Annotated in this window: 20 protein-coding genes; 15 read left to right on the top strand and 5 right to left on the bottom strand. The window is 41.8% G+C overall.

Features of this window, described 5'->3' with window-relative positions:
* Positions 1 to 110 precede the first annotated feature (110 nt).
* Positions 111 to 1,346 (bottom strand): MFS transporter, encoded by a 1,236-nt coding sequence (locus HUX68_RS08990; protein WP_174614510.1) that lies wholly within the window; start codon positions 1,344 to 1,346, stop codon positions 111 to 113.
* A gap of 216 nt (positions 1,347 to 1,562) precedes the next feature.
* On the opposite strand from HUX68_RS08990, the gene HUX68_RS08985 reads away from it, so the two are divergent.
* From HUX68_RS08985 to leuD, 7 genes are all read left to right on the top strand, one after another.
* Positions 1,563 to 2,759 (top strand): CaiB/BaiF CoA transferase family protein, encoded by a 1,197-nt coding sequence (locus tag HUX68_RS08985; protein WP_174614509.1) that lies wholly within the window; start codon positions 1,563 to 1,565, stop codon positions 2,757 to 2,759.
* 26 nt (positions 2,760 to 2,785) lie between these two features.
* Positions 2,786 to 3,700 (top strand): hydroxymethylglutaryl-CoA lyase, encoded by a 915-nt coding sequence (locus HUX68_RS08980; RefSeq protein WP_246206639.1) that lies wholly within the window; start codon positions 2,786 to 2,788, stop codon positions 3,698 to 3,700.
* A 125-nt stretch (positions 3,701 to 3,825) separates the two neighbouring features.
* Positions 3,826 to 4,065, top strand: coding sequence for a hypothetical protein (locus HUX68_RS08975; protein ID WP_174614507.1), 240 nt, complete (start codon positions 3,826 to 3,828; stop codon positions 4,063 to 4,065).
* Positions 4,065 to 5,558 carry a sodium:solute symporter family protein gene (locus tag HUX68_RS08970; protein WP_174614506.1) on the top strand — a complete coding sequence of 498 codons (1,494 nt, stop codon included), beginning with the start codon at positions 4,065 to 4,067 and terminating at the stop codon, positions 5,556 to 5,558. Before HUX68_RS08975 ends, HUX68_RS08970 begins: the two co-directional genes overlap by 1 nt.
* Before the next feature lie 71 nt (positions 5,559 to 5,629).
* Positions 5,630 to 6,298 (top strand): GntR family transcriptional regulator, encoded by a 669-nt coding sequence (locus HUX68_RS08965; protein WP_174614505.1) that lies wholly within the window; start codon positions 5,630 to 5,632, stop codon positions 6,296 to 6,298.
* A gap of 43 nt (positions 6,299 to 6,341) precedes the next feature.
* Positions 6,342 to 7,775: a 3-isopropylmalate dehydratase large subunit gene (gene leuC, locus HUX68_RS08960; RefSeq protein ID WP_174614504.1), complete on the top strand. Its 1,434-nt coding sequence runs from the start codon at positions 6,342 to 6,344 to the stop codon at positions 7,773 to 7,775.
* Positions 7,762 to 8,370 carry a 3-isopropylmalate dehydratase small subunit gene (gene leuD / locus HUX68_RS08955; protein ID WP_174614503.1) on the top strand — a complete coding sequence of 203 codons (609 nt, stop codon included), beginning with the start codon at positions 7,762 to 7,764 and terminating at the stop codon, positions 8,368 to 8,370. The genes leuC and leuD overlap by 14 nt, the downstream gene beginning before the upstream one ends.
* A gap of 76 nt (positions 8,371 to 8,446) precedes the next feature.
* Here leuD and HUX68_RS08950 read toward each other — a convergent pair whose 3' ends face one another.
* Together HUX68_RS08950 and HUX68_RS08945 are read right to left on the bottom strand one after the other, a co-directional pair.
* The gene (locus HUX68_RS08950; RefSeq protein WP_425509537.1) at positions 8,447 to 9,346 is read right to left on the bottom strand and encodes a glycerophosphodiester phosphodiesterase; all 900 of its coding nucleotides are present in this window, start codon (positions 9,344 to 9,346) and stop codon (positions 8,447 to 8,449) included.
* 397 nt (positions 9,347 to 9,743) lie between these two features.
* Positions 9,744 to 11,132 (bottom strand): sigma-54 interaction domain-containing protein, encoded by a 1,389-nt coding sequence (locus HUX68_RS08945; RefSeq protein ID WP_174614501.1) that lies wholly within the window; start codon positions 11,130 to 11,132, stop codon positions 9,744 to 9,746.
* A gap of 192 nt (positions 11,133 to 11,324) precedes the next feature.
* On the opposite strand from HUX68_RS08945, the gene pruA reads away from it, so the two are divergent.
* On the top strand, positions 11,325 to 12,872 hold the full coding sequence (gene pruA, locus HUX68_RS08940; protein WP_174614500.1) for an L-glutamate gamma-semialdehyde dehydrogenase: 1,548 nt from the start codon (positions 11,325 to 11,327) through the stop codon (positions 12,870 to 12,872).
* 63 nt (positions 12,873 to 12,935) lie between these two features.
* The gene (locus tag HUX68_RS08935) at positions 12,936 to 14,129 is read left to right on the top strand and encodes an ornithine--oxo-acid transaminase (RefSeq protein ID WP_174614499.1); all 1,194 of its coding nucleotides are present in this window, start codon (positions 12,936 to 12,938) and stop codon (positions 14,127 to 14,129) included.
* Between the two features lie 60 nt (positions 14,130 to 14,189).
* Here HUX68_RS08935 and HUX68_RS08930 read toward each other — a convergent pair whose 3' ends face one another.
* Positions 14,190 to 15,059 (bottom strand): LysR family transcriptional regulator, encoded by an 870-nt coding sequence (locus HUX68_RS08930; protein WP_174614498.1) that lies wholly within the window; start codon positions 15,057 to 15,059, stop codon positions 14,190 to 14,192.
* Between the two features lie 158 nt (positions 15,060 to 15,217).
* Here HUX68_RS08930 and mmgD point away from each other — a divergent pair, with 158 nt between their 5' ends.
* From mmgD to prpB, 3 genes are all read left to right on the top strand, one after another.
* Positions 15,218 to 16,330 carry a citrate synthase gene (mmgD, locus tag HUX68_RS08925; RefSeq protein WP_174614497.1) on the top strand — a complete coding sequence of 371 codons (1,113 nt, stop codon included), beginning with the start codon at positions 15,218 to 15,220 and terminating at the stop codon, positions 16,328 to 16,330.
* Positions 16,331 to 16,414: 84 nt separating this feature from the next.
* Positions 16,415 to 17,851 (top strand): bifunctional 2-methylcitrate dehydratase/aconitate hydratase, encoded by a 1,437-nt coding sequence (locus HUX68_RS08920; protein WP_174614496.1) that lies wholly within the window; start codon positions 16,415 to 16,417, stop codon positions 17,849 to 17,851.
* A gap of 15 nt (positions 17,852 to 17,866) precedes the next feature.
* On the top strand, positions 17,867 to 18,769 hold the full coding sequence (prpB, locus tag HUX68_RS08915) for a methylisocitrate lyase (RefSeq protein WP_174614495.1): 903 nt from the start codon (positions 17,867 to 17,869) through the stop codon (positions 18,767 to 18,769).
* A 101-nt stretch (positions 18,770 to 18,870) separates the two neighbouring features.
* On the opposite strand, the gene HUX68_RS08910 is transcribed toward prpB, so the two are convergent.
* A complete protein-coding gene (locus tag HUX68_RS08910; protein ID WP_174614494.1) occupies positions 18,871 to 19,680 on the bottom strand; it encodes an IclR family transcriptional regulator in 810 nt (269 codons plus the stop codon).
* A gap of 276 nt (positions 19,681 to 19,956) precedes the next feature.
* On the opposite strand from HUX68_RS08910, the gene HUX68_RS08905 reads away from it, so the two are divergent.
* The 3 genes from HUX68_RS08905 (at position 19,957) to HUX68_RS08895 (ending at position 23,566) form a co-directional block, all read left to right on the top strand.
* On the top strand, positions 19,957 to 21,420 hold the full coding sequence (locus HUX68_RS08905) for an aldehyde dehydrogenase (protein ID WP_174614493.1): 1,464 nt from the start codon (positions 19,957 to 19,959) through the stop codon (positions 21,418 to 21,420).
* A 10-nt stretch (positions 21,421 to 21,430) separates the two neighbouring features.
* On the top strand, positions 21,431 to 22,225 hold the full coding sequence (locus tag HUX68_RS08900) for a 2-keto-4-pentenoate hydratase (protein ID WP_174614492.1): 795 nt from the start codon (positions 21,431 to 21,433) through the stop codon (positions 22,223 to 22,225).
* Positions 22,226 to 22,393: 168 nt separating this feature from the next.
* Positions 22,394 to 23,566 carry an IS256 family transposase gene (locus tag HUX68_RS08895; protein WP_174616299.1) on the top strand — a complete coding sequence of 391 codons (1,173 nt, stop codon included), beginning with the start codon at positions 22,394 to 22,396 and terminating at the stop codon, positions 23,564 to 23,566.
* Positions 23,567 to 23,824: the final 258 nt, after the last annotated feature.

Raw genomic sequence — 23,824 nt, 5'->3', positions numbered from 1 at the left:
GTTGGTGTAAGAGGTTTAGTTTGAATGAAATAGTTTTGTGGCAAAACTCAGAATCTAGCACACTTCCTGATTTTGAAAATAGAGGTAGATTCAAATAATATAGTTCTATATTATTTGTTTCCTGTTTTTGATAGTTTTAGTGCAAAGCTTAAAAGTACTGTTGCAATTATTGTTAAGCTTGTTAAGTACAGCCATCCGAACATGTATTCAGTTGAAGTTTCCACAATATATCCGAAAATGGGAGGTCCAAATACAATACCCATTGTTCCCAGCATAAGGCTTATTCCGCTTGCAGCACCTGACTTTTCACGGGGGACAATTTCAGTGGCTGCATTCATCCATATCCCGTTGAAGCCGGATATGCAAAACCCAAAAATGATAATAATACCTATTACGAATGAAAAAGGAGTACTTTGTGGTAAAAATGCAATTGTCAAAGAAGCAATTCCACTAATAACAGCAATAATAATTAATGCAATAACTCGTTCTCCCTTAAATATTTTATCGCTTATCATACCCCAGCCTATCCTTCCAAGGGATCCGCTTATTTCCGAGATGACAAGTAGTATGCCAGACAAAAATATAGATAATTGGAGCTGTTCATAGGCAAAGAGAACTATGTATGTATTAAGAATTAACTGACTGCTACATAAGGCCATTGCAGCCATGCTAATTAAAATCAACGTTTTTTGTTTAAATACCGAAATAAAAGAAGAGAAAATACTTTTTGGTTGAATCAATGTTTGTTGTTTTTTAATAGATGATGGTTCTGAGTAGTAAAAAAAGGCTATCGTTCCAAAAACCATTAATACAATACTAGCGACAAAAATCGTTGGTCTCCATCCAAAGGAATTGGAGAGCGGCAGTAAAATAAGTGCAGATAAAGCTGACCCCAGTGTTACGCCCATCTGTTTCATCCCCATAGCAGTACCACGGGTTTTTGTTGAGAACCAATAAAGAACACCTCGATTGGAAGTTGGCTGCATTGCCCCATAACCGGCACCACTTATAAATAGCAATACAAGAAGAAGCACTAATCCACCTGTAAAAGTTGCCCCCATAAAACTAAGTCCAAGACAGTATGTTACGAGAATAATCATCTTTTTGGAACCAATCGAATCAGTTAAAAGTCCCATGGGAATTGATGTTATAGATTGCCCCAGGTAAAATGCCGCAGGGAGTAATCCAATTTGTGTTTTGGACAATGACAAATCTTCACCAATAACAATACCTAGCGGGGAAATACTTCTGCCAATTAATGCTACAAGAATCTGAAGTATAAACAGGCAGATAAGCATATTCCATGCACTAAGCCTTTTGGAACCGAAAATTGTTGCCTTTTCCATATTTCACTCATCCTGTTCGATTTTTAAAGTAGATGTAACTATTATAATATACCAAAATTTAAAACAGTGTAAACTGTTGACAAAAATCTGATAACAATTTACACTCTTATAAAAGCGCTTACATTAAAGCTGTTTATTTAAAAGAGATAATCAACAGGATCTTCACATTCATAAATTTGTAATCTAATTTAAATATTGTTAATAGGATGGGTGATGATGAGACAAACATTAGAAGGTTTAAAGGTTGTTGAACTTGGAAGCCTGATTGCTGGTCCATTTGCCGGCAAGCTAATGGCTGAATTTGGGGCTGATGTAATAAAAGTTGAGCCTCCGGAAAAAGGTGATCCCCTCCGTGAATGGCGACATATTTATGAAGGACAGTCTCTATGGTGGAGGTTACAGTCCAGGAATAAAAAATCAATCACGGTAAATATGAAAAAAGAAAAAGGACAGGAAATAGTTCGGTCATTAGTTAAGGAAGCGGATATCGTTATAGAAAATTTTCGGCCGGGTACGCTTGAAAAATGGAATTTGGGCTATGATCAGCTTTCTGAAATAAATCCCGGTTTAATATTGGTTCGTGTATCCGGTTACGGGCAGACAGGTCCTTATCGGGATAAACCCGGCTTTGGCAGTGTTGGTGAATCAATGGGGGGTATCCGTCACGTAACAGGTCATCCAGACCTTCCCCCAACAAGGGTGGGAATAGCACTAGGCGATTCACTTGCAGCGATGTATTCCGTAATTGGCGCGTTAATGGCGGTTTACCATCGGGACGTTGTTGGAACCGGGGAAGGACAAATCATTGATGTGGCACTTTATGAATCTGTATTTAGTTTAATGGAGGGTATGCTGCCGGAATACGATAAGTTTGGAACAATCAGGGAACGAACAGGTACATCTTTGCCTGGAGTCGCACCTTCCAATACGTATCAGTGTGGTGATGGAAAATATATAGTGATTGGTGGAAATGGTGATGCAATATTTAAACGTTTAATGAATGTTGTTGGCAGGCCGGATTTAGCAGGAGTCCCACAATTTTCGAGTAATGATGGCCGAGCACGTCAAGCTGATTTTCTTGATGATGTTATTGAGAATTGGACAAAGACGGTTGATTACGAGACTGCTATAAAAGAATTGGATGATGCCAGTGTTCCAGCAGGTCCGATATATAATATTTCGGATATAGTCAAGGACCCACAGTATCTTGAAAGGGAGATGATTCAGGAGTTTGATTTGAACGATAAAGAAAAAATTAAAATCCCGGGTATTATACCAAAGATGAGTAAGACACCGGGTAGAACGAATTGGTTAGGGCCCGAACTCGGCGAGCACACAAATTCTATTCTTAAAGACTTTCTGAATTTGGACGATACGGAACTATCAAAACTTAGGGACCAGGGTGTAATATGAATCTTTTAATAAGAAAGGTGATACGTTTGAAGCAAATTTATCTGAATGATGTTGTTGGAAGAGACGGGCTCCAAAATGAAGATGTGTTTGTTCCGACTGATGACAAGATAAAATTGATTAATCAATTGAGTGATGCGGGAGTTGACAAAATTGAAGTGACATCATTCGTTTCACCAAAAGCTGTTCCCAATCTACGGGATGCAGAGGAAGTTATGAGAGGGATTAAGCGTAAATCTGATGTCGTATACAGTGCATTGGTACCCAATATGAAGGGAGCTGAACGTGCCCTGGATTGTGAGGTCGACGAGATCAATCTTCTTGTGTCTGCCAGTAATACACATAACTTGAAAAATGTCAGAAGATCTACGGATGATACTTTTGAAAATTTTAAACCAATGATGGAGTTTTTATCCAATAAGGATGCAGCAATTAAAGGTTCTTTGGGTACTTCGTTTGGTTGTCCATTTGAGGGGGATATTCCAGAAGAACGGGTGTTGGAACTTATTGAAAAATATTTGGAATTAGGTGTTGATGGGGTTACATTAGCGGATACCACAGGCATGGCAACACCTAATCACGTATATAATTTGTGTAAAAATATATTAAAACAGTGGCCGCATCTTGATATTACGCTTCATTTTCATAATACAAGAGGAATGGGGCTTGCCAATGTAATGGAGGGAATAAGGGCTGGCGTTAATAGTTTTGATGCGTCCCTCGGCGGATTGGGAGGATGTCCATTTGCACCAGGAGCTACAGGTAACATTTGTATGGAAGATCTAGCTCATATGCTTTATTTTATGGGATATGAAATTGAGGCTGATGTCGATAAATTGATTGGTACCTCAAAATATTTGCAAACGCTTGTAAATCATGAACTCCCCGGACAGGTAGTTAAAGCCGGTAAAATTGCGGATCTGCATTCAGTAGCGACTTTCTGACAAGGCCTGATTGGATAAGCAGTCATTGTCTGGATGACATGGAACAGATAATGACTGCCTGGAACGAAAAGAACCTTGTATGGATTTATGCACCACTATAATTCTGAATCTTAGGAGGAATAGGAATGTTAAAAATTAAGAAGGAACCAATTAAAAACTGGAAGCTGTGGGTTGTATTTGGTGTTCTTTTTTTGCTGAGTGTTCCCTGGTATCTGCCTACTGGAAGCTATAAGCCGGTGATTTTGGGAATCCCTTATTGGGGCTGGATTGTACTGATTGTTTCTGTAGCTTTTTCAGCAACCATTACCTTTGCAATTAAACGTCTTTGGGTTACAGAAGAAGATACAACCGAGGGGGAAGAGTAATGACTGATAATTTGGCTTTTGGTGGTTGGTCAGGTATTGTCATAATGGTTGCTTACGGGTTACTGATGCTTGGCATTGGGCTCGTAACTTATTTGCGAAACAAAAATATCAGAGAGAGTAACGAGGAGTACTATCTGGGTGGAAAGGGCCTTAGTGTCATGGTTCTATTCTTCACTTTTTACGCAACACAGTACAGTGGGAATACGATTATTGGTTATGCACCTCAAGGTTATCGTATGGGTTTTGAATGGCTTCAATCCATTACATTTATGATCTTAGTGATTGTTGGTTACTTATTATTCGCACCAAGGTTATATGTACTTAGCAGAAAGCACAATTTCATAACCCCGACGGATTGGTTGGCAAAACGTTTTAGATCAAAAGGAATTACTATACTAGGCTCGATTTTAATGCTTTATGGGCTGGGGAATTACCTTCTTGAACAACTGGTTGCTGTCGGACAGGGCGTTTCCGGATTGACTGGTGGAACTATTCCTTATCAAATCGGCGTTGTGTTCTTTATTGTAATTATGCTGATCTACAGTTGGCTTGGGGGAATGCGTTCGGTTGCATATACTGACACCATGCAGGGTGTAGCACTATTGATCGGTGTCTTTGTGCTAGTCATAGGATCGATCATATATTTTGGAGGACTTCCGTCGGCTACAGATTATATGGAAGCTTTTGCGCCTGAAAAATTGGGTGTTCCTGAAATGGATGGTATTGTTGGGTGGTTTAGCATGCTAAGTCTTGTGACGATTGGGGCTGCTATTTATCCCCACGCAATTCAGCGGATTTTTGCTGCAAAAAGTGAGGATACCTTAAAAAAATCATTGATTGGTATGTCATGGATGCCTTTTCTGACAACGGGTGTTATTTTCCTTGTAGGGATAATTGGTTTAAATGCATTTCCGGGAATGGAAGGCATGGAGGCTGAAAAATTAGTCGGAATGATGGCAAATGTGATTGCTTCGGAAAGTTTAATCTTTTATTGGGCTATGATTTTGTTGTTTGGCGGAATTATCGCCGCTATTATATCAACTGCTGATTCAGTATTGCTAACATTTTCCTCAGTCATTTCAAAAGATTTATATAGTCGATTTATAAATCCTAAAGCATCTGAACATCAACAGATTTTGGTAGGGAAGATAGTAGGTATTATAGCAGTAGGACTGTTACTTATTATCGCATGGTATCCCCCCGCGACACTGTATCAAATTTTTGTCTTGAAATTTGAACTGCTTATTCAGATTGCACCTGCATTTATTCTTGGACTGTATTGGAACAGAATGCATACCAGATCTGTCTTTATTGGAATGCTTGTGGGTACCATTGTTGCAACGGTCATGACATTTACAAATTTTACACCACTCGGAATTTTTAGCGGGTTATGGGGATTGTTAATAAATCTGATTATATGTGTTGGGGGTAGTCTTGCATTTGATGTATCTGAACAAGATGAACAGGAAAATAAAAAGGTAATTGGTTTATAGGAAAATTTTTAAATTAAAGTGCAGAGTGAGCACCATATGTTGACTCTGCACCTTTTTAAGAGGTGATTATGGTGAATCGTATTGTGAAATCTGAACCTTTTCATATTCAAGCATACAAAAGTATTCAAAAAAGTCTATTGGAAAATGAATTCATACCCGGTCAACGGATAACGGAAACGGGATTAGCAGAAAAAGTGGGAGTAAGCCGGGGGCCAATCCGTGAAGCAGTACGGATGTTAACTCACGATGGTCTGCTGTATCAGGAAAAAGGACATATTTACGTTTTTGATCCAACTTTTGAAAATGTAGTGGATTTATATCTTTGCAAAGAAAGATTGGAGCCGCTTGGAGCTAAATTATCCGCCCAGAAAATTACAAACTCAGATAAGCAGAAGCTAGAGAAAATAATTACCGATACGAAAGATGCGCTAAAAAATGGCAATCAGGAATCGGTTGTCGAGCTGAATACAGAATTCCATGATCTGATTGCTCAAACCTCAAATAACAATCAATTAGTACAGTTTATGGATTTGATCCGGGCCAAAACCATTTATATGAGAAATAATATTTTAAGCGATTATATTAAAGGAAATTCCTTTTTAGAGGAGCATCAGAAAATAGCTGAGGCTATTATTGATGGGGATAGTGAACTGGCAGAGGCTGAAATGAGACAGCATATCCATCATGACATTAAAATGCTGGATGAAGTTTTTTCAAAAACAGAGCACAAATTGTTTTAACGGCGCAGGAAATGATTTTAAAAAGCTGAAAGGGGAAATAGAAATGACACCGAGAACACTTTTTGAAAAAGTCTGGGACAGTCATGTAATTAATGCATTAGATTCGCCATTAATTTATATTGATCTCCATTTAATTCACGATGTCACATCACCTCAGGCTTTTTCATTGCTGAGGGAGCAAGGACGGGAAGTGCGGCGTCCTGATCTAACGTTTGCATCAGCAGATCATAATGTTCCTACAACAGATAGAAAATTGGAAGATTTTAAGGATATCCTGGCGAAGAAACAGGTAGAAGCCCTCATTAATAATTGTAAGGAATTCGACATTACGGTATATGATACACAGCATCAAGATAATGGAATCGTTCACATTATTGGTCCGGAACTTGGGTTAACTACCCCTGGAAAAACAATCGTATGCGGAGATAGTCATACTTCCACTCATGGTGCGTTCGGAGCATTTGCTTTTGGTATCGGATCGAGTGAAATCACGCATGTTTTGGCGACTCAAACACTCCCGCAGGCAAAGCCGAAAACAATGAATATCCAAATCGAGGGAGAAGTACCTGAAGGAATCAGCAGTAAGGATATTATTATGCATATTATTGGTGAAATTGGAACAAATGGTGGAGTTGGACATGTCGTGGAGTTCACCGGAAGCACTGTTAAAAAAATGTCTATGGAGGAACGAATGACGATTTGCAATATGATTCTTGAGGCCGGTGCACGTTCTGGTATGGTTGCTCCTGATGAAAAGACATTTGAATATTTGAAAAGCAGAAGTTTTGTTCCAAAAGGAGAAAAGTGGGAGCAAGCGGTACAAGAGTGGAGTGAACTTTATACCGATCCAGATGCTGTTTATGATAAGACGGTTACAATTAATGTAGGTGATTTGGCTCCACAAGTTACCTGGGGGACAAATCCGAGTCAAGTAACGAATATTGACAATGTTATTCCTGACCCGGAAAGCTACACAGATACGGAAAAAAGGCTGGCGGCAGAATCTGCCTTGTCTTATATGGATTTAAAGCCTGGTACATATATGAATGAGGTGTCTATAGATCATGTATTTGTTGGTTCATGTACCAACTCCAGAATAGAAGATTTACGAGCTGCGGCAAAAGTGGCTTATGGCCACAAGGTCAGTAGTAATGTTAAAGCTATAATTGTTCCTGGTTCTTACCATGTTATACGACGTGCTGAAGAGGAAGGGTTGGACAAGGTTTTTATCGATGCAGGGTTTGAATGGCGGGAACCTGGATGCAGCATGTGTCCTGGAATGAATCCGGATATCGCACCTCCGGGAAGCAGGGTTGCCTCCACCTCCAACCGGAATTTTGAAGGGCGGCAGGGAAAAGATGTACGGACACATCTTGTAAGCCCAGCCATGGCGGCTGCAGCAGCTATAGAAGGCCATTTAACCGATATACGAGGATGGAAATATCGCCAGGGAGTGAAGACGAATGAAGCCATTTAAGAAATACTCGGGCAGTGTGGTTCCGATCAATAAATCGGATATTGACACAGACATTATAATACCTACAGAGTTTTTAAAGCGAACGGAAAGGACCGGCTTTGGTAAACATCTAATGTATTACTGGCGTTATGATGATTCCGGGGCGATTCACGAAGACTTTGAATTAAATCAATCACAGTATAATGACGCTTCTATCTTGCTTGCAGGGTCCAACTTTGGATGTGGGTCTTCCAGGGAAAATGCTGTTTGGGCATTATATGATTACGGTTTTAGAGTAGTTGTAGCTCCTTCCTTTGCCGATATTTTTCAAAATAACAGTTCCAAAAATGGTTTGCTTTTAATTGAACTTGATGAACTTGAAATGGACAGCTTATTTGATCGAGAAAAAAATCACCCTGGATTTTCGTTAGAAGTAGATTTGAAGAGTCAGGTATTAAAGGATCAGACAGGATGGTCTTTACCTTTCTCAATTGATCCCTATGTTCGGATGAAATTTTTAGAAGGCCTAGATGATATTGACCTCACGTTGCAGGCTGAAAACCAAATTAATGAGTTCGAAAAACAAAGACCATTCTATCTGAATCCAATTAAATAAGGAAATCATTATACTCTGTCTATACCTGTAAAAAAGAGACCTAAGCCAAAACATTAGCTTAGGTCTTGTCCATCTATCATCTTTCCCTCAATACTTCATTAAACCGATCCGGATAGTTGGTAAACATCCCAGTCACGCCCCAATCCAGCACTTTCTTCATATCTTCTTTCGTGTTTACAGTGTATGGATGCATGAGCAGCTCATGTTCACGGACTTTTTGCACATATTCCTGATCAATTTTCGTATGGCTGGCCCCGATTCCCACTGCATATGATGCAATTTCATCCAATTCTTCATCAGTAATGGTTGCTGGCTCGGAATATGAGATTAATTGGATGAGTGGAATATCCGGGTTGATAGAATGTACGATTGATAGACTTTCTTCGCTAAACGATTGAATAAGCACTTTGCTTGATGGTGCGTTTGGTCCAATCAATTTATATCTGTTCAGGATTCTAAGTAATTCTTCTTCCATTCCGGGATAAACTTCCGGAGATTTTGTTTCGATATAGTACCTGGCATCTCTGCCGAATTTCCGAATGACCTCTTCCAAAGTAGGGACTTCCAACCCAACGTATGCCGGGTTTGCTTTTTCCGGGTATTTTTTATTGAACCAGGAACCTGCATCAAGCTGTTTGATTTCCTTCAGTGTCTTATCTTTCACGTAGCCTGTCCCATTTGTTGTTCGATTTACTTTTTCATCATGCATGGCAATCAGAACGCTGTCTTTCGTCATTTGTAAGTCTACTTCAATATAATCCCCGTGCATTTTTTCACCGAGTTCATATGCAGCCAGTGTATGTTCCGGTGCATGTCCGGATGCTCCGCGGTGCGCTACATTAAGGATGCGGTTTGGGTTCAGTGATGGTTCCCCCGTATTTGACGTTGAATGGGCGAGTGTTTGGATTGGCAACAATAGTGCTGATAGAACTAACAGTAGAACAAGACTTAATGACATTTTCCGCATGTTTTCCATCTCCTTTAAATTCAATACGTTGGTGTATAAATCACTCTTCGATGAGAAAGATAACAATGACGTTCCTCCTTTTCCAGATTTACTTTGATTCTATAAAACTATCGATATCTGAACAAAGGGCAAATTGACTATGACAAAATGCCTTAATGAAAAGGGTGTGTGTTAAAATGCGTCTATATTAAGGTTGGCAATATGTAAAATTAGGAAGGAATAAAAAAGTAAAGTTAATTTTACAAAAATGCAAATGAGTCTGTTTTTGAAAATTGTTGAATGGGGGAATGGCTGATAAAATCTCATCGAAATCATCTCTTACTGGAGTATGGACTGGAAAATCCGGTGATCAAGAAGAAGAAAAAGTAATGGAAAAAATCGGGTGATGTCCGGCATTACCCGATTATTAAATTGTGTATTTTCTAATCCGATATTGAAGACTCTGTCTGCTGATGCCAAGTTTCTTTGCAGCTTGTGTAACATTGTGATTGGTTTCAGCCAGCACTTGTTTGATGTAGTTTTTTTCCACTTCGCTGATTGTCGCATGCAGTGATCGGGAAGTGTTATTTGTTACATCCTGTTCGGGGCTGTCATCTTCACTGCTCTGATACCTTTTCCGGAACCGGATTGGCAGATGGTGTGTCTGGATTTCTTCCTCATCAATAATCAGATTCATGGCGCCTTCAATGGTGTGCTCCAGCTCCCGCACATTTCCCGGCCAATCATGCTGGTAGAGAAGGGCGATTGCGTCTTCGCTGATTTTCCGGACGTTCATGTGGAATAATGCGTTATATTTATGGATGAATTCCTGTGACAGCGGTATAATGTCTTGTTTTCGTTCCCGTAATGGCGGGATATGAAGGGTGATAACACTAAGCCGGTAAAACAGGTCTTTGCGGATGTGATTGTTTGCCAGAATATCTGCTGGATCATCGTTCACGGTTGCGATAATGCGTACGTCGACTTTTTTATCTTGTGTATCACCGATTCTTCTGATTGTTTTTTCCTGAATTGCCCGTAACAGTTTGGCCTGAAGTGCGGCATCAAGTGAGTTGATTTCATCAAGCAGTAAAGTTCCGCCGTCTGCCTGCTCGAAAAGGCCTGGTGAATCGATAGCTCCCGTAAATGCGCCTTTTTTGGTCCCAAACAGCAAACTTTCCATCAGGCTCTCCGGGATTGCCGCACAGTTTTGGGCAATAAAAGATGCGCCAGACCTATCGCTGCCATTATGGATGCTTTGGGCAAACAATTCCTTACCTGTACCGGTTTCCCCGACAATTAGCACGGATGAAGCTGTGCGTGTGCCGAGTTTGGCTTCTTCGATAACCGAGGTGAATTCTGGGCTGTCCCCAATAATCTGATCAAATGTATAACTGCTGTTTTTCTTCCGCAGCACATTTTCCTTGATGACGTGTTCCAACTGAGTTACATCTTTGGCAATCTCGACAGCTTCAGTAATTTTTCCGTTTCTTACAATCGGAAATGTATTATTAATCGTAGTAATTTCTTCACCTTTGTTATTGAAATATGTTTGTCTGACGTCCTTGGTAACTTTCCCGGTTTTCAGTGCATGCACAAGGGTGCTGTGCTGATTTTCATTGAAGGAGAAGACATCCAATACATTTTTGCCAAGCACATCGGCACTTTCCATCGACTCAATTTCCATCATCTTTTTATTATAAATGATTGTTTTTCCCTGTGCGTTTATCGCATGAACCCCGACATTCACTTCATTGAGCAGTTGTTTATATAAATCATTCATATGAATTAACGACTGTGTATCATCTTTATTCATAAGCTATCCTCCTGTACTTTATTTTAAGGTAAAACAGTAAATACTGCAAAATACATTTGCGGCAATACTTGACATAGTGCAATTTGATTTTGCAGCTATGAACCTGAAATCCCGCCAATTCAGCATTTGAATAGTTGGCATAAAATTTGCTTTTATAGAAAAGGAACAAATAATAATTTTGGGAGGGCTTACATGTTAACACGATATAAACACGAACCATTTACAGATTTTAAAGTTGAAGAAAATCGTCAAACACTGGACGCCGGAATGAAAACAATCCAGGCGGAACTGGGAAAAAATTATGATCTTCTAATTGGTGGCGAGCGTGTTTCCACCGAGCAAAAAATTACTTCCATTAATCCCGGAAATAAAGAAGAAGTTATTGGAACGGTAGCGAAAGCAGGCAAGGAAGAAGCTGAAAAGGCAATTCAGGCTGCTGCTGAAGCGTTTAAAACATGGAAATATACAAAAGCAGTGGACCGTGCCAACATTTTGATTCGCGCGGCGGCCATTGTACGTCGCAGAAAAGCTGAATTCACGGCGCTGCTTATTAAAGAAGCAGGTAAACCGTGGAAGGAAGCAGATGCAGATATTGCAGAAGGTATCGACTTCATGGAATATTACGCCCGTCAGATGATTGAACTGGATCAGGGTAAAGACGTAAACAGCAGAATCGGCGAATACAATCGATACATGTACATTCCAACGGGGGTTGCCGTTACGATTCCGCCATGGAACTTTGCATTCGCAATTATGGTCGGTACAACTGTTGCACCACTTGTAACAGGAAATACGACGATTCTGAAACCGGCAAGTGCCACACCTGTCATTGCAGCTGAGTTTGTTGATGTCTTAGTGGAAGCAGGTATGCCGGATGGCGTCATCAATTTCCTTCCCGGAAGCGGCGGGGAAGTCGGTGATTACTTGGTCGATCATCCAAAAACTGCTTTAATTACGTTTACCGGCTCCCGTGATGTTGGTACACGTCTGTATGGCCGTGCTGCAGCTGTCCAGGAGGAGCAAAACCATCTGAAACGTGTTATTGTGGAAATGGGTGGAAAGGATACTGTTGTTGTTGACAAAGAAGCCGATATTGATGTTGCAGTAGAATCAATTGTAACCTCTGCATTTGGATTCTCCGGGCAAAAGTGTTCTGCCGGATCCCGTGCTGTCGTGCATGAAGATGTCTATGATGAAGTGCTCGATAAAGTTGTGAAGCGCACAAATGAACTGACCGTGGGCGAAACAACGACACCTGATATGTATATGGGTCCTGTTATTGATCAGGGTGCTTATGATAAAATTATGGATTATATTGAAATTGGCAAACAGGAAGGAAAACTTGCTGCCGGCGGCGAAGGAGATAACTCCACAGGCTTCTTTATTCAGCCAACCGTTTTTGCTGATGTCGATATTGAAGCGCGTATTATGCAGGAAGAAATTTTCGGTCCGGTTGTTGCCTTTGCCAAAGCAAAAGATTTTGATGAGGCGCTTGATATGGCCAATAACTCAGAATACGGCTTAACTGGTGCTGTCATTTCCAGAAACCGTGAGCATCTGAATAAAGCAACGATGGAGTTCGATGTTGGGAACCTGTATTTCAACCGAAACTGTACAGGTGCGATTGTTGGATACCAGCCATTCGGCGGATTTAAAATGTCCGGTACTGATTCCAAAGCAGGCGGTCCGGATTATTTGGCACTGCACATGATGGCAAAAACAGTATCTGAGACATACTAGAAATATTTGGAGCGGGATGTGTCAGCATTCTGCTCCAATCAGATTTACAAGGAGGAGTTTTTCATGGCATCGTCTAAAGAAATTATTGAACAGACAGAGCATTATGGTGCGCATAATTATCATCCGCTGCCGATAGTCGTTGCAGAAGCGGAAGGTGTATGGGTGAAAGATCCTGAAGGCAATAAATACATGGATATGTTGAGTGCTTATTCTGCTGTAAACCAGGGCCATCGTCATCCGAAAATTATTGGTGCGCTGAAAGATCAGGCGGACAAAGTAACGTTGACATCCCGTGCGTTCCATAATGAATTGCTCGGACCATGGACCAAACGAGTTGCAGAAATAACCGGAAAAGATAAAGTGCTGCCTATGAACACTGGTGTGGAAGCTGTCGAGACAAGTATTAAAGCTGCACGCCGGTGGGCATATGAAGTAAAAGGAGTGGAAGATAACAAAGCAGAAATCATCGCTGCGAGAGGAAACTTCCATGGCCGGACGTTAAACGCAATTTCTTTATCCGATGATCCCGGTGCTACTAAGGATTACGGTCCATTTGTACCAAACATTAACAAAGTGGAATACGGAGATGCTGATGCAATCCGTAAGGCAATCACACCAAACACTGCTGCTATAATTGTAGAGCCAATCCAGGGTGAAGCAGGCATTATCATTCCGCCAGAAGGATATTTAAAAGAAATCCGTAAAATCTGTGATGAAAATAATGTATTGTTCATTGCTGATGAGGTGCAAACTGGTTTTGCACGTACCGGTAAAATGTTTGCATGCGAATGGGAAGGAGTCACTCCGGATATTTTTGTGATGGGTAAAGCTCTAGGCGGCGGCGTCATGCCGGTATCAGCAATTGCTGCCAACAAAGATATTATGGATGTTTTCACACCGGGTTCACATGGTTCAACATTCGGTGGAAACCCACTGGCATGTGCTGTGTCAATGGCTGCGCTTGATGTAATTGAAGAGGAAAAGTTGGTTGAACGTTCACTGGAACTTGGTGAATACTTTGAAAAAGCATTGAGCAAGATTGACAATCCGGAATTGAAGGAAATTCGTGTTCGCGGACTGTTTATCGGAGTTGAATTTAATCATCCGGTCCGCAAATATTGTGAAGCACTGAAGGAAGAAGGCGTGTTGTGTAAAGAAACACACGAAAACACAATTCGTTTTGCACCGCCATTGGTTATTGAAAAAGAGGACCTTGACTGGGCGATTGAAAAAGTGAGTAAAGTTCTTTCCAAGTAATTGTAAAAATCGGGTGGTGCCTGACACCATCCGATTTTTGTTACATTATATTTACTGGTATTACAATCCTTTCACATCCAGTTCCCGGATAAATTTCACAAACGCATGGACAAGATTCATCTGCAGCGAATCTTCGTGATAATACATCCAGGTTTTTCGCGTGATGGTCTCACCTGAAGGATAATGCAGCGGTTTGGTCACCAATTCAGGATGTGGTCGCACAACAAGGTTGGCCAAAATGGCATAGCCAAGACCGTTAACAATCATTTCTTTACAGGTTTCGACCTGATTGACCTGTATGTTTATGTTGGGATGTTGTTTATAGTTGTTATACCACCAATTATCGACGATATGCCGCATTTTTTCATCCGTATTATAATCAATGCGGGGAAAATCCGGTAGCGTTTCCCATGTAAAATCCCATGGTGACGCAATGCATATTTCTTCCTCATAGAGCAGTTCTTTGTTGTCTTTCCAGCTATAATTCCCTTTGATAAAGCTGATATGGACATCATGATTTAAAATCCGCCGGTACATTTCACTGCTCCAGCCGGTCACCACCTGGAACTCCACGTTCGGATAGGTTTGCTTAAAAAGCCGCAGCAGTTTCGGCATTTTATTCAGCGCAAAGAAATTGGAAACCCCGACTCTTAGCGTGCCGGCAACTTGTTCTTTCATGTTGTTCAGTTTTTCTTCAATGTTTATCTGTTCATGGAGCATTTTTTTGGCATGGCGCGCGAGCACTTCCCCCTCGGGTGTAAAAGTAATTCCTCTTTGCTTTCTGATGATAAGTTTTACCCCGTAATAATCCTCAAGGCTTCTGATCCTTGATGTAAGTGTTGGCTGTGAAAGAAAGAGACGTTTCGATGCCTGTGTGATGTTCCCGGTGGCATACAACGCATCAAGCATTTTCCAATCCTGCAGTTTCATGGATAACCTCCTGTGCATATTTTCTGGTATTGAAAAAAACTATGGTTGATGATTAAAATTATATATTTTTCTGATTTCCATTTCAAACGTATAATAGACTTATAGAATGAGCAATACAATCACGAAGGTCATCATAAAAGGAATGGGATGGAGGTTTCATGATGAAAACAAAGGATGCGTTTGTTCCGGGGTTGGAAGGTGTTATCGCTTCTGAAACGGGAATTTCCCTTTTGGATACGGAACTGGAAAAAATCATTATCAGGGGTTATGATTTGATTGATCTGTCAACAAGAAAAACGTATACCGATGTGGTTTATCTGCTGCTTGAGGGCACATTGCCGTCAAAGGCTGAGCGACAAGCTCTTGAAGAGAAATTAAAGGGGAACTATCAGCTTCCTGCTACGATTATGGATGTGCTCAAATTACTTCCCAAAGAAACGCACCCGATGGATGGTCAGCGGACAGCCATATCCGCTTTGGCCGGGTTTGACTTGGCGCTGGATGACCGTTCGCTTGAGGCGAATAAACATCGGGCATATGACTTATTGGGAAAATTACCGGCTGTAACCGTGAACAGCTACCGGATAATAAATAATGAAAACCCGATTGATCCGGATCCGTTATTACCGTATAGCTCAAACTTTTTGTACATGATTACGGGTGAAAAACCAACGGAATTGGAAGCAGAAATTTTTGACCGATTGCTTCTATTATATAGTGAACACGAAATGCCCAATTCCACGTTTACATCGAGAGTGATTGCTTCGACACAATCAGATATGTACGGAGCACTGACCGGTGCAGTCGCATCGTTGAAAGGAAGTTTGCATGGCGGTGCCAATGAAGCGGTGATGTGTATGTTAAATGAAGCAGGCTCAGTTGATCAATTTGTGACATTACTTGAGGATAAAATGCAACGCAAAGAAAAGATTATGGGGTTCGGGCATCGTGTCTATATGAAGAAAATGGACCCGAGGGCTGCGATCATGAAAGAGTCTTTGAAACAGCTATGCGAGCGCAAAGGTGATTCGCAATTGCTTGATATGTGTGAAGCAGGGGAAACTGTTATGGCGCAGGAAAAAGGACTATATCCGAATCTCGATTATTATGCTGCTCCTGTCTATTGGATGCTTGGGATTCCTATTCCGTTATACACACCAATCTTTTTCAGTTCCAGAACGGCTGGACTATGTGCACACATTATTGAACAGCATGAAAACAATCGCCTGTTCAGGCCAAGGGTGAAATACATAGGTGAGCGGAATTTGTGAGAATTGGCTCGATTTATTGATTGATAAAGGACTTGCAGAAGTCCAGTATTTGCTGGACGATAGACAATAGAAAGGAAGTTGATGATGGAAAAATTGAAGGAACAAAAGGCTGTTGACGAAATTTTGGAGGAAATTGCCGATTATGTGTTAAATAAGGAAATAACCAGTGAAGAGGCTTTCTCGACCGCTCATCATGTGTTGATTGATACACTGGGATGCGGTATTCTGTCCTTGAACTATCCGGAATGTACAAAGCTGTTAGGGCCGGTTGTGCCAGGCACGATTGTTCCAAACGGGGCTCGGGTACCGGGGACTTCCTATGTGCTTGATCCTGTTCAGGGGGCATTCAATATTGGGGCCATCATTCGCTGGCTCGATTATAATGATACATGGCTTGCCGCTGAATGGGGGCATCCGTCCGATAATCTTGGCGGTATTTTGGCAGTGGCGGATTATGTCAGTCAGGAACGTCTCAGCAAGGGAGAAGACCCTGTACAGATGCAAGAAGTTCTGGAAATGATGATCAAAGCCCATGAAATTCAGGGGATTCTTGCTCTGGAGAACAGTCTCAACCGTGTTGGGCTTGACCATGTTTTGTATGTAAAAGTCGCCACTACAGCTGTGGTTACAAAAATGCTCGGAGGCGGGCGTGAAGAAATTATTAATGCGTTGTCCAACGCTTGGATTGATAATTCCAGTTTACGTACGTATCGGCATGCACCGAATACCGGTTCGCGAAAATCGTGGGCAGCAGGGGACGCGACCAGCAGAGGTGTTCGGCTGGCGTTGATGGCTGTTAATGGAGAAATGGGCTACGAGACTGCTTTAAGTGCACCTGGCTGGGGATTTCAGGATGTTTTATTTAACAAACAGGAGCTTGTGCTTAGCCAACCGCTTGATAGTTATGTCATGGAAAATGTATTATTTAAAGTATCCTATCCGGCGGAATTTCATGCACAGACAGCAGCAGAAGCAGCAATACAGCTTTATCCTGAAGTTAAAGACCGCCTGAATGAAATTGTTCAGATAACGATTACGACACATGAATCTGCCGTCAGGATCATCGATAAAAAAGGAACTCTTCATAACCCGGCGGACCGGGATCATTGCATTCAGTACATTACCGCGGTGGGACTTTTAAAAGGCGGCATAACGGCAGAGGATTATGAAGATGAAGCGGCTGCTGATCCGGTCATCGATGTGTTACGTGATAAAATGGTTTTAAAAGAAAATGAAGCATACACCGAAGATTATCTTGACCCTGAAAAACGTTCCATTGCGAATGCGGTGCAAGTCCACTTTGAAGACGGAACTGCCACCGAAAACATCATTTGCGAATATCCATTGGGGCACCGGTTCCGCAGGGAGGAAGCAATACCGCAAATACGACAGAAATACACGAATAACCTCGCTACCAAATTTGCAAAAAAACAACTGCAGGTGATTCAAGAAATCAGTTTTGATTACGAAAGATTAATCTCAATGAACGTAAACGAATTTGTGGCGTTATTTGTACATTAGAAGGAGGAACAACAGATGCCGTGGATTGTCAACCAGTCGTCAACACAGGAAGAATTAGCAAAACAGTTTAAGGAACTAATCGAAAAGAAAGATATTTTACAAATTCCCGGCGCACATGATGAAATGGCTGCACTTGTGGCTAAAAAGGCAGGTTTTTCATCTCTATATCTGTCAGGTGGTGCCTACACAGCAAGCGTTGGGCTGCCTGATCTCGGCATGATTACTTCCACCGAGATGGCTGATCGTGCCAGGGGATTAGTCCGGGCTGTCAATCTGCCGGTGCTTGTTGATATTGACACCGGATTCGGCGGTGTACTGAACGTTGCACGTACTGCTGCTGAAATGGTCGAGGCAAAGGTGGCCGCCGTTCAAATAGAGGATCAAAAGCTCCCAAAAAAGTGCGGTCATTTAAATGGAAAACAGCTTGTTGCAAAAGAAGAACTGGCGCAAAAGATCAGAGCAATCAAGGAAGTGGCACCATCTCTAGTTGTTGTGGCGCGAACAGATGCCAAAGCAGTTGAAGGGATGGATTCGGCAATTGAGCGGGCTAATTTTTACGTGGAAGCAGGTGCGGACGCAATCTTCCCGGAAGCATTGCAAACGGAAGAGGAATTTCGTTTATTTGCAGGAAAGCTGGATGTACCATTACTCGCGAATATGACGGAATTTGGCAAGACCCCGTACTTTACCGCACAGGAATTTCAGGATATGGGATTCGGTATGGTAATCTATCCGGTTACATCCTTAAGGGTGGCTGCAAAGGCATATGAACGGATTTTTCAGCTTATTATGGAAGAAGGTACCCAAAAAGAAGGACTTTCCGACATGCAGACACGCCAGGAATTGTATGACACGATTTCATTGGATGAGTTTGAGGAATTGGATGGAAATATTGCCAAGACCGTTTTGGATGAATAAAGATAAAAGGGTGAAAAAACCTTCTCTGACTGCGAAGTTGGGGAAGGTTTTTTACTAATCTCCGGGCGGTACAGGCACCACCCGGGTATGTCGACTAATATTTACAGATTCATCTGTTCAAACCGCTTAAAATATCGCTTGTCATAGCCCAGTCGTTCCGATGCTTCATTTCCGGCTTCTTTGACCTTTTTGGCAATATCGCGAATTTTATTGTCAGCCATGCGCTGAATGGGTCCAACAACTGTAATAGCGCTGACGACTTTTCCGGTATAGTCTCGGATGGGGGCAGCGACAGATCTAGTTCCTTCTGTCAATTCCTCAGTGCTGACAGCATAGCCCTGGTCATGAATCGTTTCAAGCTCATTCCGCAATTTGTCCGGATCGGTGATGCTGTTTTCTGTATAGGCGACCAGCCCTTGATCAATGATCTCTTCAACAGTGTTTCCATCATCAAACGCAAGGAGAACTTTTCCGGAACTGGTGCAATACGCGGGGTTTCGTCTGCCGACATGGGTTAGGATCCGAACTGGGTGAGTACATTCCTCTTTATGGATATAAATGTTATCCAGCCCGTCCAGAATCGATAAATGGGCGGTTTCTCCGGTATCGTTCACCAATTTATTAAGTACCGGAGCGGCTTCGCTGTGAATTTCCAGATTGTTGATCACAATTCCGCCAAGCGTCAATACAGACAACCCGAGACTGTAACCATTTGTCTTTTCGTCTTTTTTGACGAATCCCTCGCTTGCTAGGGTGGCCAGTAGTCTGCTGACGGTACTTTTTGCCAGACCCAATGATTCAGCGAGTTCCCCGACTTTTTTGGTCGACTCAAACGTGGAAAAACTTTTTAAAATACGTAATGCATTTGTTACCGATGAAAGAAGCTGTGGTTCTCCTTTCTTTTTTGCCATGGTGCTTCCTCCCCTATTCATAATGTTCCCTATACGGGAATTGTTGTAATTATAATGAATTGTTGTTTTACCAATGATTGGTGTCGCTTACTTAACAAGTATACAATAAAAAATTAAATTTTTTTAGTATTTGTTCCGCATAGAGGAACTGCTTCCTTTTTTTATTTTTTACCCAGTCGTATACTGAAGATGCAAGATTAATCAAACAACTTTCAAAGGAATTAAATAATGGAAATGATCTTTACATTTCCAACTAATTATAAGGAGGAATTTTTCATGCAAGCAACTGAAAATAAACCGAACGTAAAGCCAATTGATTGCAACCATTACATTAATGGTAAATATGTGCAGTCAGGTGATGGAAAAACTTTTGAAAACCCGAATCCTGCTACAAAAGAAGTGCTGGGAAACGTTCAGATCGGCAGCGCAGATGATGTTGATCAGGCGGTAAAGGCAGCACGAAAAGCTTATAATGGCGAATGGGGAAAAATGCCCTTGAAAAAACGCTCCAACATTCTTCGTAAAATCGGGGATTTGATTAAAGAAAGACAAGAAGAGTTGGCAACATTGGAAACATTGGATACCGGTAAACCACTGTGGCTTTCCAATAGTGTGGATATTGACCGGGCAGCAAATAACTTCTATTTCTTTGCTGACTATATGACAACAGTTGGGACTGAGTCTTACCAGCAGGATGATATCGCTATTCACTATGCGGTTCGTAAGCCGGTTGGTGTAGTTGGACTCATTAATCCATGGAACCTGCCATTGTTCCTGATGACATGGAAATTGGCACCGGCACTGGCAGCAGGAAATACAGCTGTTATGAAGCCATCGGAAGTAACGCCAATGACAGCAACGGTACTGGCACAAATTTGTTCCGATGCCGGTGTACCGGATGGTGTTGTTAATATGGTGCATGGTTTTGGTGATACCGGTGCTGCACTGTCATCCCATGAAGATGTCGATGCAATTGCCTTTACCGGTGAAACGGTTACTGGAACTGCTATCATGCAGGCGGCAGCACCAACATTGAAAAAACTGTCATTTGAACTTGGCGGTAAAAATCCGAACGTTATTTTTGCTGACGCAGATCTGGATGAAACAATTGAAACTACTATAAAATCAAGCTTCATTAACCAGGGTGAAGTGTGCTTGTGCGGGGCACGAATCTATGTGGAACGCTCTATTTACGATGAGTTTCTGAAGAAATTCACAGCAAGAGCAAAAGAAATGAAAGTCGGTGATCCGTTTGATCCGAATACAAACGTTGGTGCACTTGTCAGTGAAGAACATTACAACAAAGTGCTCAAGTATTTGGATATTGCCAAAGAAGAAGGCGGCAACTTCCTGCTCGGCGGTAATGCAGTTGATGCTGACAAAGGTTATTTTGTTGAGCCAACGATTATTACTGACCTTGACAAAGATTCCAGATGTGTCCGCGAAGAAATTTTCGGACCGGTTGTAACCGTTGCGCCATTTGATACAGAAGAAGAAGTTCTTGAGGAAGTAAATGATACACCATATGGACTGAGTGCCAGCGTTTGGACCAGTGATGTGAAACGTGCAGCACGCGTATCCGCGCAAATTGAAGCAGGTATGGTTTGGGTAAACACTTGGTTCTTGCGTGACCTGCGTACACCATTCGGCGGCATGAAGCAAAGTGGTCTTGGCCGTGAAGGCGGAGCGCACAGCTTTGACTTCTACTCCGAATTGACGAACGTCACACTGAAACTGTAGGAGGCTATTTATGGTAACAGAAAATAAATCGAAAATTGAAAGTCATGCCAAACATCTGGCAAGTGCCTGGGAGAATGGGGAAGGGGTTCAACCGCTGACTGCGGTGGATCCTGACCTTACCATTGATGAGGCATATTATGTTCAATTGCAGACAATCCAGGAAAGTGTTGAAGGCGGAAGGAAAATCACCGGAAAGAAAATTGGCCTGACATCAAAAGCGATGCAGGACATGTTGGGTGTCGGCGAACCGGATTACGGACATTTAACTGATGATATGAAAGTTTCCAACAGGGGAGAAATTCCAGCCAATAAAGTTCTGCAGCCTAAAGTGGAAGGCGAACTTGCTTTTATTTTAAAAGATGATCTGGTCGGACCGGATGTTACGTCACTTGATGTGCTGCAGGCAACTGATGTGGTAGTTCCGGCACTTGAGATTGTCGACAGCAGAATCAAAGACTGGAAGATTACCCTGCCGGATACGATAGCCGATAATGCTTCATCAGGTCTGTATTTACTGGGAGATAATCCGAAAAAAGTGACCGATATTGATTTGAAGCAAATCGGCATGGCCGTTTATAAAAACGATCAATTGCAAAACACTGGTGTCGGTGCTGCGGCATTGGGCGATCCAGCGAAATGTGTGGCCTGGCTTGCAAATAAACTAGCCAAATACGATATTACGCTTAAAGCAGGAGAAGTTATTTTGTCAGGTGCTCTATCAGCAGCAATCGAGGCAGAGCCCGGCGATCATTTTTATGCGAAATTTGCTGAACTGGGTGAAGTAAGCGTAACGTTTACTGAATAGATGAGGTTATTTCAAAGCTTGGTGAAAATTTTATTCATGAGTGGCGGGATCTTCGGTTGTTTTGGATGGTTAAGTCCGTATAATTGTGTAAAAGCGAAATAAGAAAAGGCCATATTAATTCCTATGATACAATGTTTTCAACCACAAAAACATAAGGAGGAATTAATGATGACCCAACTACATTTTAACCTAAACATGGACAAGTTAAAAGATGAGATTATGAACTCCAATATGAACGCTATCTATAAATCAACAGCTGTATTAATTCTGAATGAGTATATGGAAAAGGAACGGGATGAATTTTTGGATGTTCCGCCATACGCCCGTACTGGTAGTTCACGTGATTATCGAAACGGCTATTATGAAAGAGAATATTTGATGAGTATTGGAAAGATCAAGTTACGGGTTCCACGGACTCGCAGCGGTGAGTTTTCACCAAGTATTTTTGAAAAGTATCAACGCTGTGACCAGGCTTTCGTCCTTGCCCTGCTTGAAATGGTGGTGAACGGGGTCTCCACACGCAAGGTTCGAAATGTAGTAGAAGAATTGTGTGGAGAGAGCGTATCCAAGTCCTTTGTATCATCGCTTACAGAGAAACTAGACCCTATCGTCAATAAATGGGCGAATCGAAATTTGGCAAACACCTATTATCCGTACATTTTTGTGGATGCCATGTATATCAAAGTTCGCGAGCATCGTAAGGTTGTATCCAAAGCTGTCTACATTGCGACAGCGATAAGCGAGGATAACCAACGGGAAGTGCTCGGATTAAAAGTTGACCATACCGAAAGTTACGAAGCTTGGAAAAGCTTTTTAAAAGAGCTGAAAGGCCGGGGGCTGCATTCACCAAGACTTATGATTTCAGATGCCCATAAAGGGCTCAAAAAAGCAATACAGGAGGAATTCCTCGGAACCTCATGGCAACGCTGCACCGTTCATTTTAAACGAAATATTGTGGATCAACTGCCAAAGAAGGGTATGTCAGAGGTAATCACGGGGTTAAAACGGATTTTTAAAGCCGTTACACCAGATGACGCAAGAAACTTCAAGGAGGAGTTCGTCACGCGTTACGAAGAAGATCCAAAGCTAAATCAAGCACTTAAGACATTGGAAGAAGGCTTCGATGATGCCATTCAGTATCTCAATGAAGAAGAGAAATATCATACGTTCATACGCAGCACGAATTCATTGGAACGCCTAAATGAAGAAGTTAGAAGGCGGGAAAGAGTCATTCGTATATTTCCGAATACACAATCCGCCTTCCGCCTAATTGGCGCAGTACTAATGGATTATGAAGGGCAACAAAAGAATAAAAAAAGGTTTATTCGAAACAAAAGTTGAAGAGGATTCCAGCGCGCGAAAATTTGATGTGGTGGGAAGGGCCCTTCCCACCACATCAAATTCACATAAATACCATCATAAGGTTGAAAACTTGTATTGGACTTTTACACATAGATAAGGACTTGACTTTTTGGATGGGACTTCGCACGTTTCGGCCGGATTTCGCACGATTTGAAGTAAGGTTCGCATGTTTCGGCTGGAGTTCGCACGTTTTGATGCAGATTTCGCACGTTTCGGCCGAAGTTCGCGCGTTTTGAT

The organism is Virgibacillus ihumii, assembly GCF_902726655.1.
In the GTDB taxonomy this organism is placed as follows: Bacteria; Bacillota; Bacilli; order Bacillales; family Amphibacillaceae; genus Lentibacillus; species Lentibacillus ihumii.
Note: the sequence above shows the minus strand (reverse complement) of the source record. Positions and strands in the feature narration are given on the sequence as shown.

Bases quoted from the DNA above. Each gene is read 5' to 3' on its own strand.
- HUX68_RS08945 (WP_174614501.1), bottom strand. From the start codon at position 11,132: ATGAATAAAGATGATACACAGTCGTTAATTCATATGAATGATTTATAT.
- leuC (WP_174614504.1), top strand. From the start codon at position 6,342: ATGACACCGAGAACACTTTTTGAAAAAGTCTGGGACAGTCATGTAATT.
- HUX68_RS08970 (WP_174614506.1), top strand. From the start codon at position 4,065: ATGACTGATAATTTGGCTTTTGGTGGTTGGTCAGGTATTGTCATAATG.
- prpB (WP_174614495.1), top strand. From the start codon at position 17,867: ATGCCGTGGATTGTCAACCAGTCGTCAACACAGGAAGAATTAGCAAAA.
- HUX68_RS08930 (WP_174614498.1), bottom strand. From the start codon at position 15,059: ATGAAACTGCAGGATTGGAAAATGCTTGATGCGTTGTATGCCACCGGG.
- HUX68_RS08900 (WP_174614492.1), top strand. From the start codon at position 21,431: ATGGTAACAGAAAATAAATCGAAAATTGAAAGTCATGCCAAACATCTG.
- HUX68_RS08905 (WP_174614493.1), top strand. From the start codon at position 19,957: ATGCAAGCAACTGAAAATAAACCGAACGTAAAGCCAATTGATTGCAAC.
- HUX68_RS08985 (WP_174614509.1), top strand. From the start codon at position 1,563: ATGAGACAAACATTAGAAGGTTTAAAGGTTGTTGAACTTGGAAGCCTG.
- HUX68_RS08920 (WP_174614496.1), top strand. From the start codon at position 16,415: ATGGAAAAATTGAAGGAACAAAAGGCTGTTGACGAAATTTTGGAGGAA.
- HUX68_RS08910 (WP_174614494.1), bottom strand. From the start codon at position 19,680: ATGGCAAAAAAGAAAGGAGAACCACAGCTTCTTTCATCGGTAACAAAT.
- pruA (WP_174614500.1), top strand. From the start codon at position 11,325: ATGTTAACACGATATAAACACGAACCATTTACAGATTTTAAAGTTGAA.
- HUX68_RS08990 (WP_174614510.1), bottom strand. From the start codon at position 1,346: ATGGAAAAGGCAACAATTTTCGGTTCCAAAAGGCTTAGTGCATGGAAT.
- HUX68_RS08935 (WP_174614499.1), top strand. From the start codon at position 12,936: ATGGCATCGTCTAAAGAAATTATTGAACAGACAGAGCATTATGGTGCG.
- HUX68_RS08950 (WP_425509537.1), bottom strand. From the start codon at position 9,346: ATGGAAAACATGCGGAAAATGTCATTAAGTCTTGTTCTACTGTTAGTT.
- leuD (WP_174614503.1), top strand. From the start codon at position 7,762: ATGAAGCCATTTAAGAAATACTCGGGCAGTGTGGTTCCGATCAATAAA.
- mmgD (WP_174614497.1), top strand. From the start codon at position 15,218: ATGATGAAAACAAAGGATGCGTTTGTTCCGGGGTTGGAAGGTGTTATC.
- HUX68_RS08895 (WP_174616299.1), top strand. From the start codon at position 22,394: ATGACCCAACTACATTTTAACCTAAACATGGACAAGTTAAAAGATGAG.
- HUX68_RS08975 (WP_174614507.1), top strand. From the start codon at position 3,826: ATGTTAAAAATTAAGAAGGAACCAATTAAAAACTGGAAGCTGTGGGTT.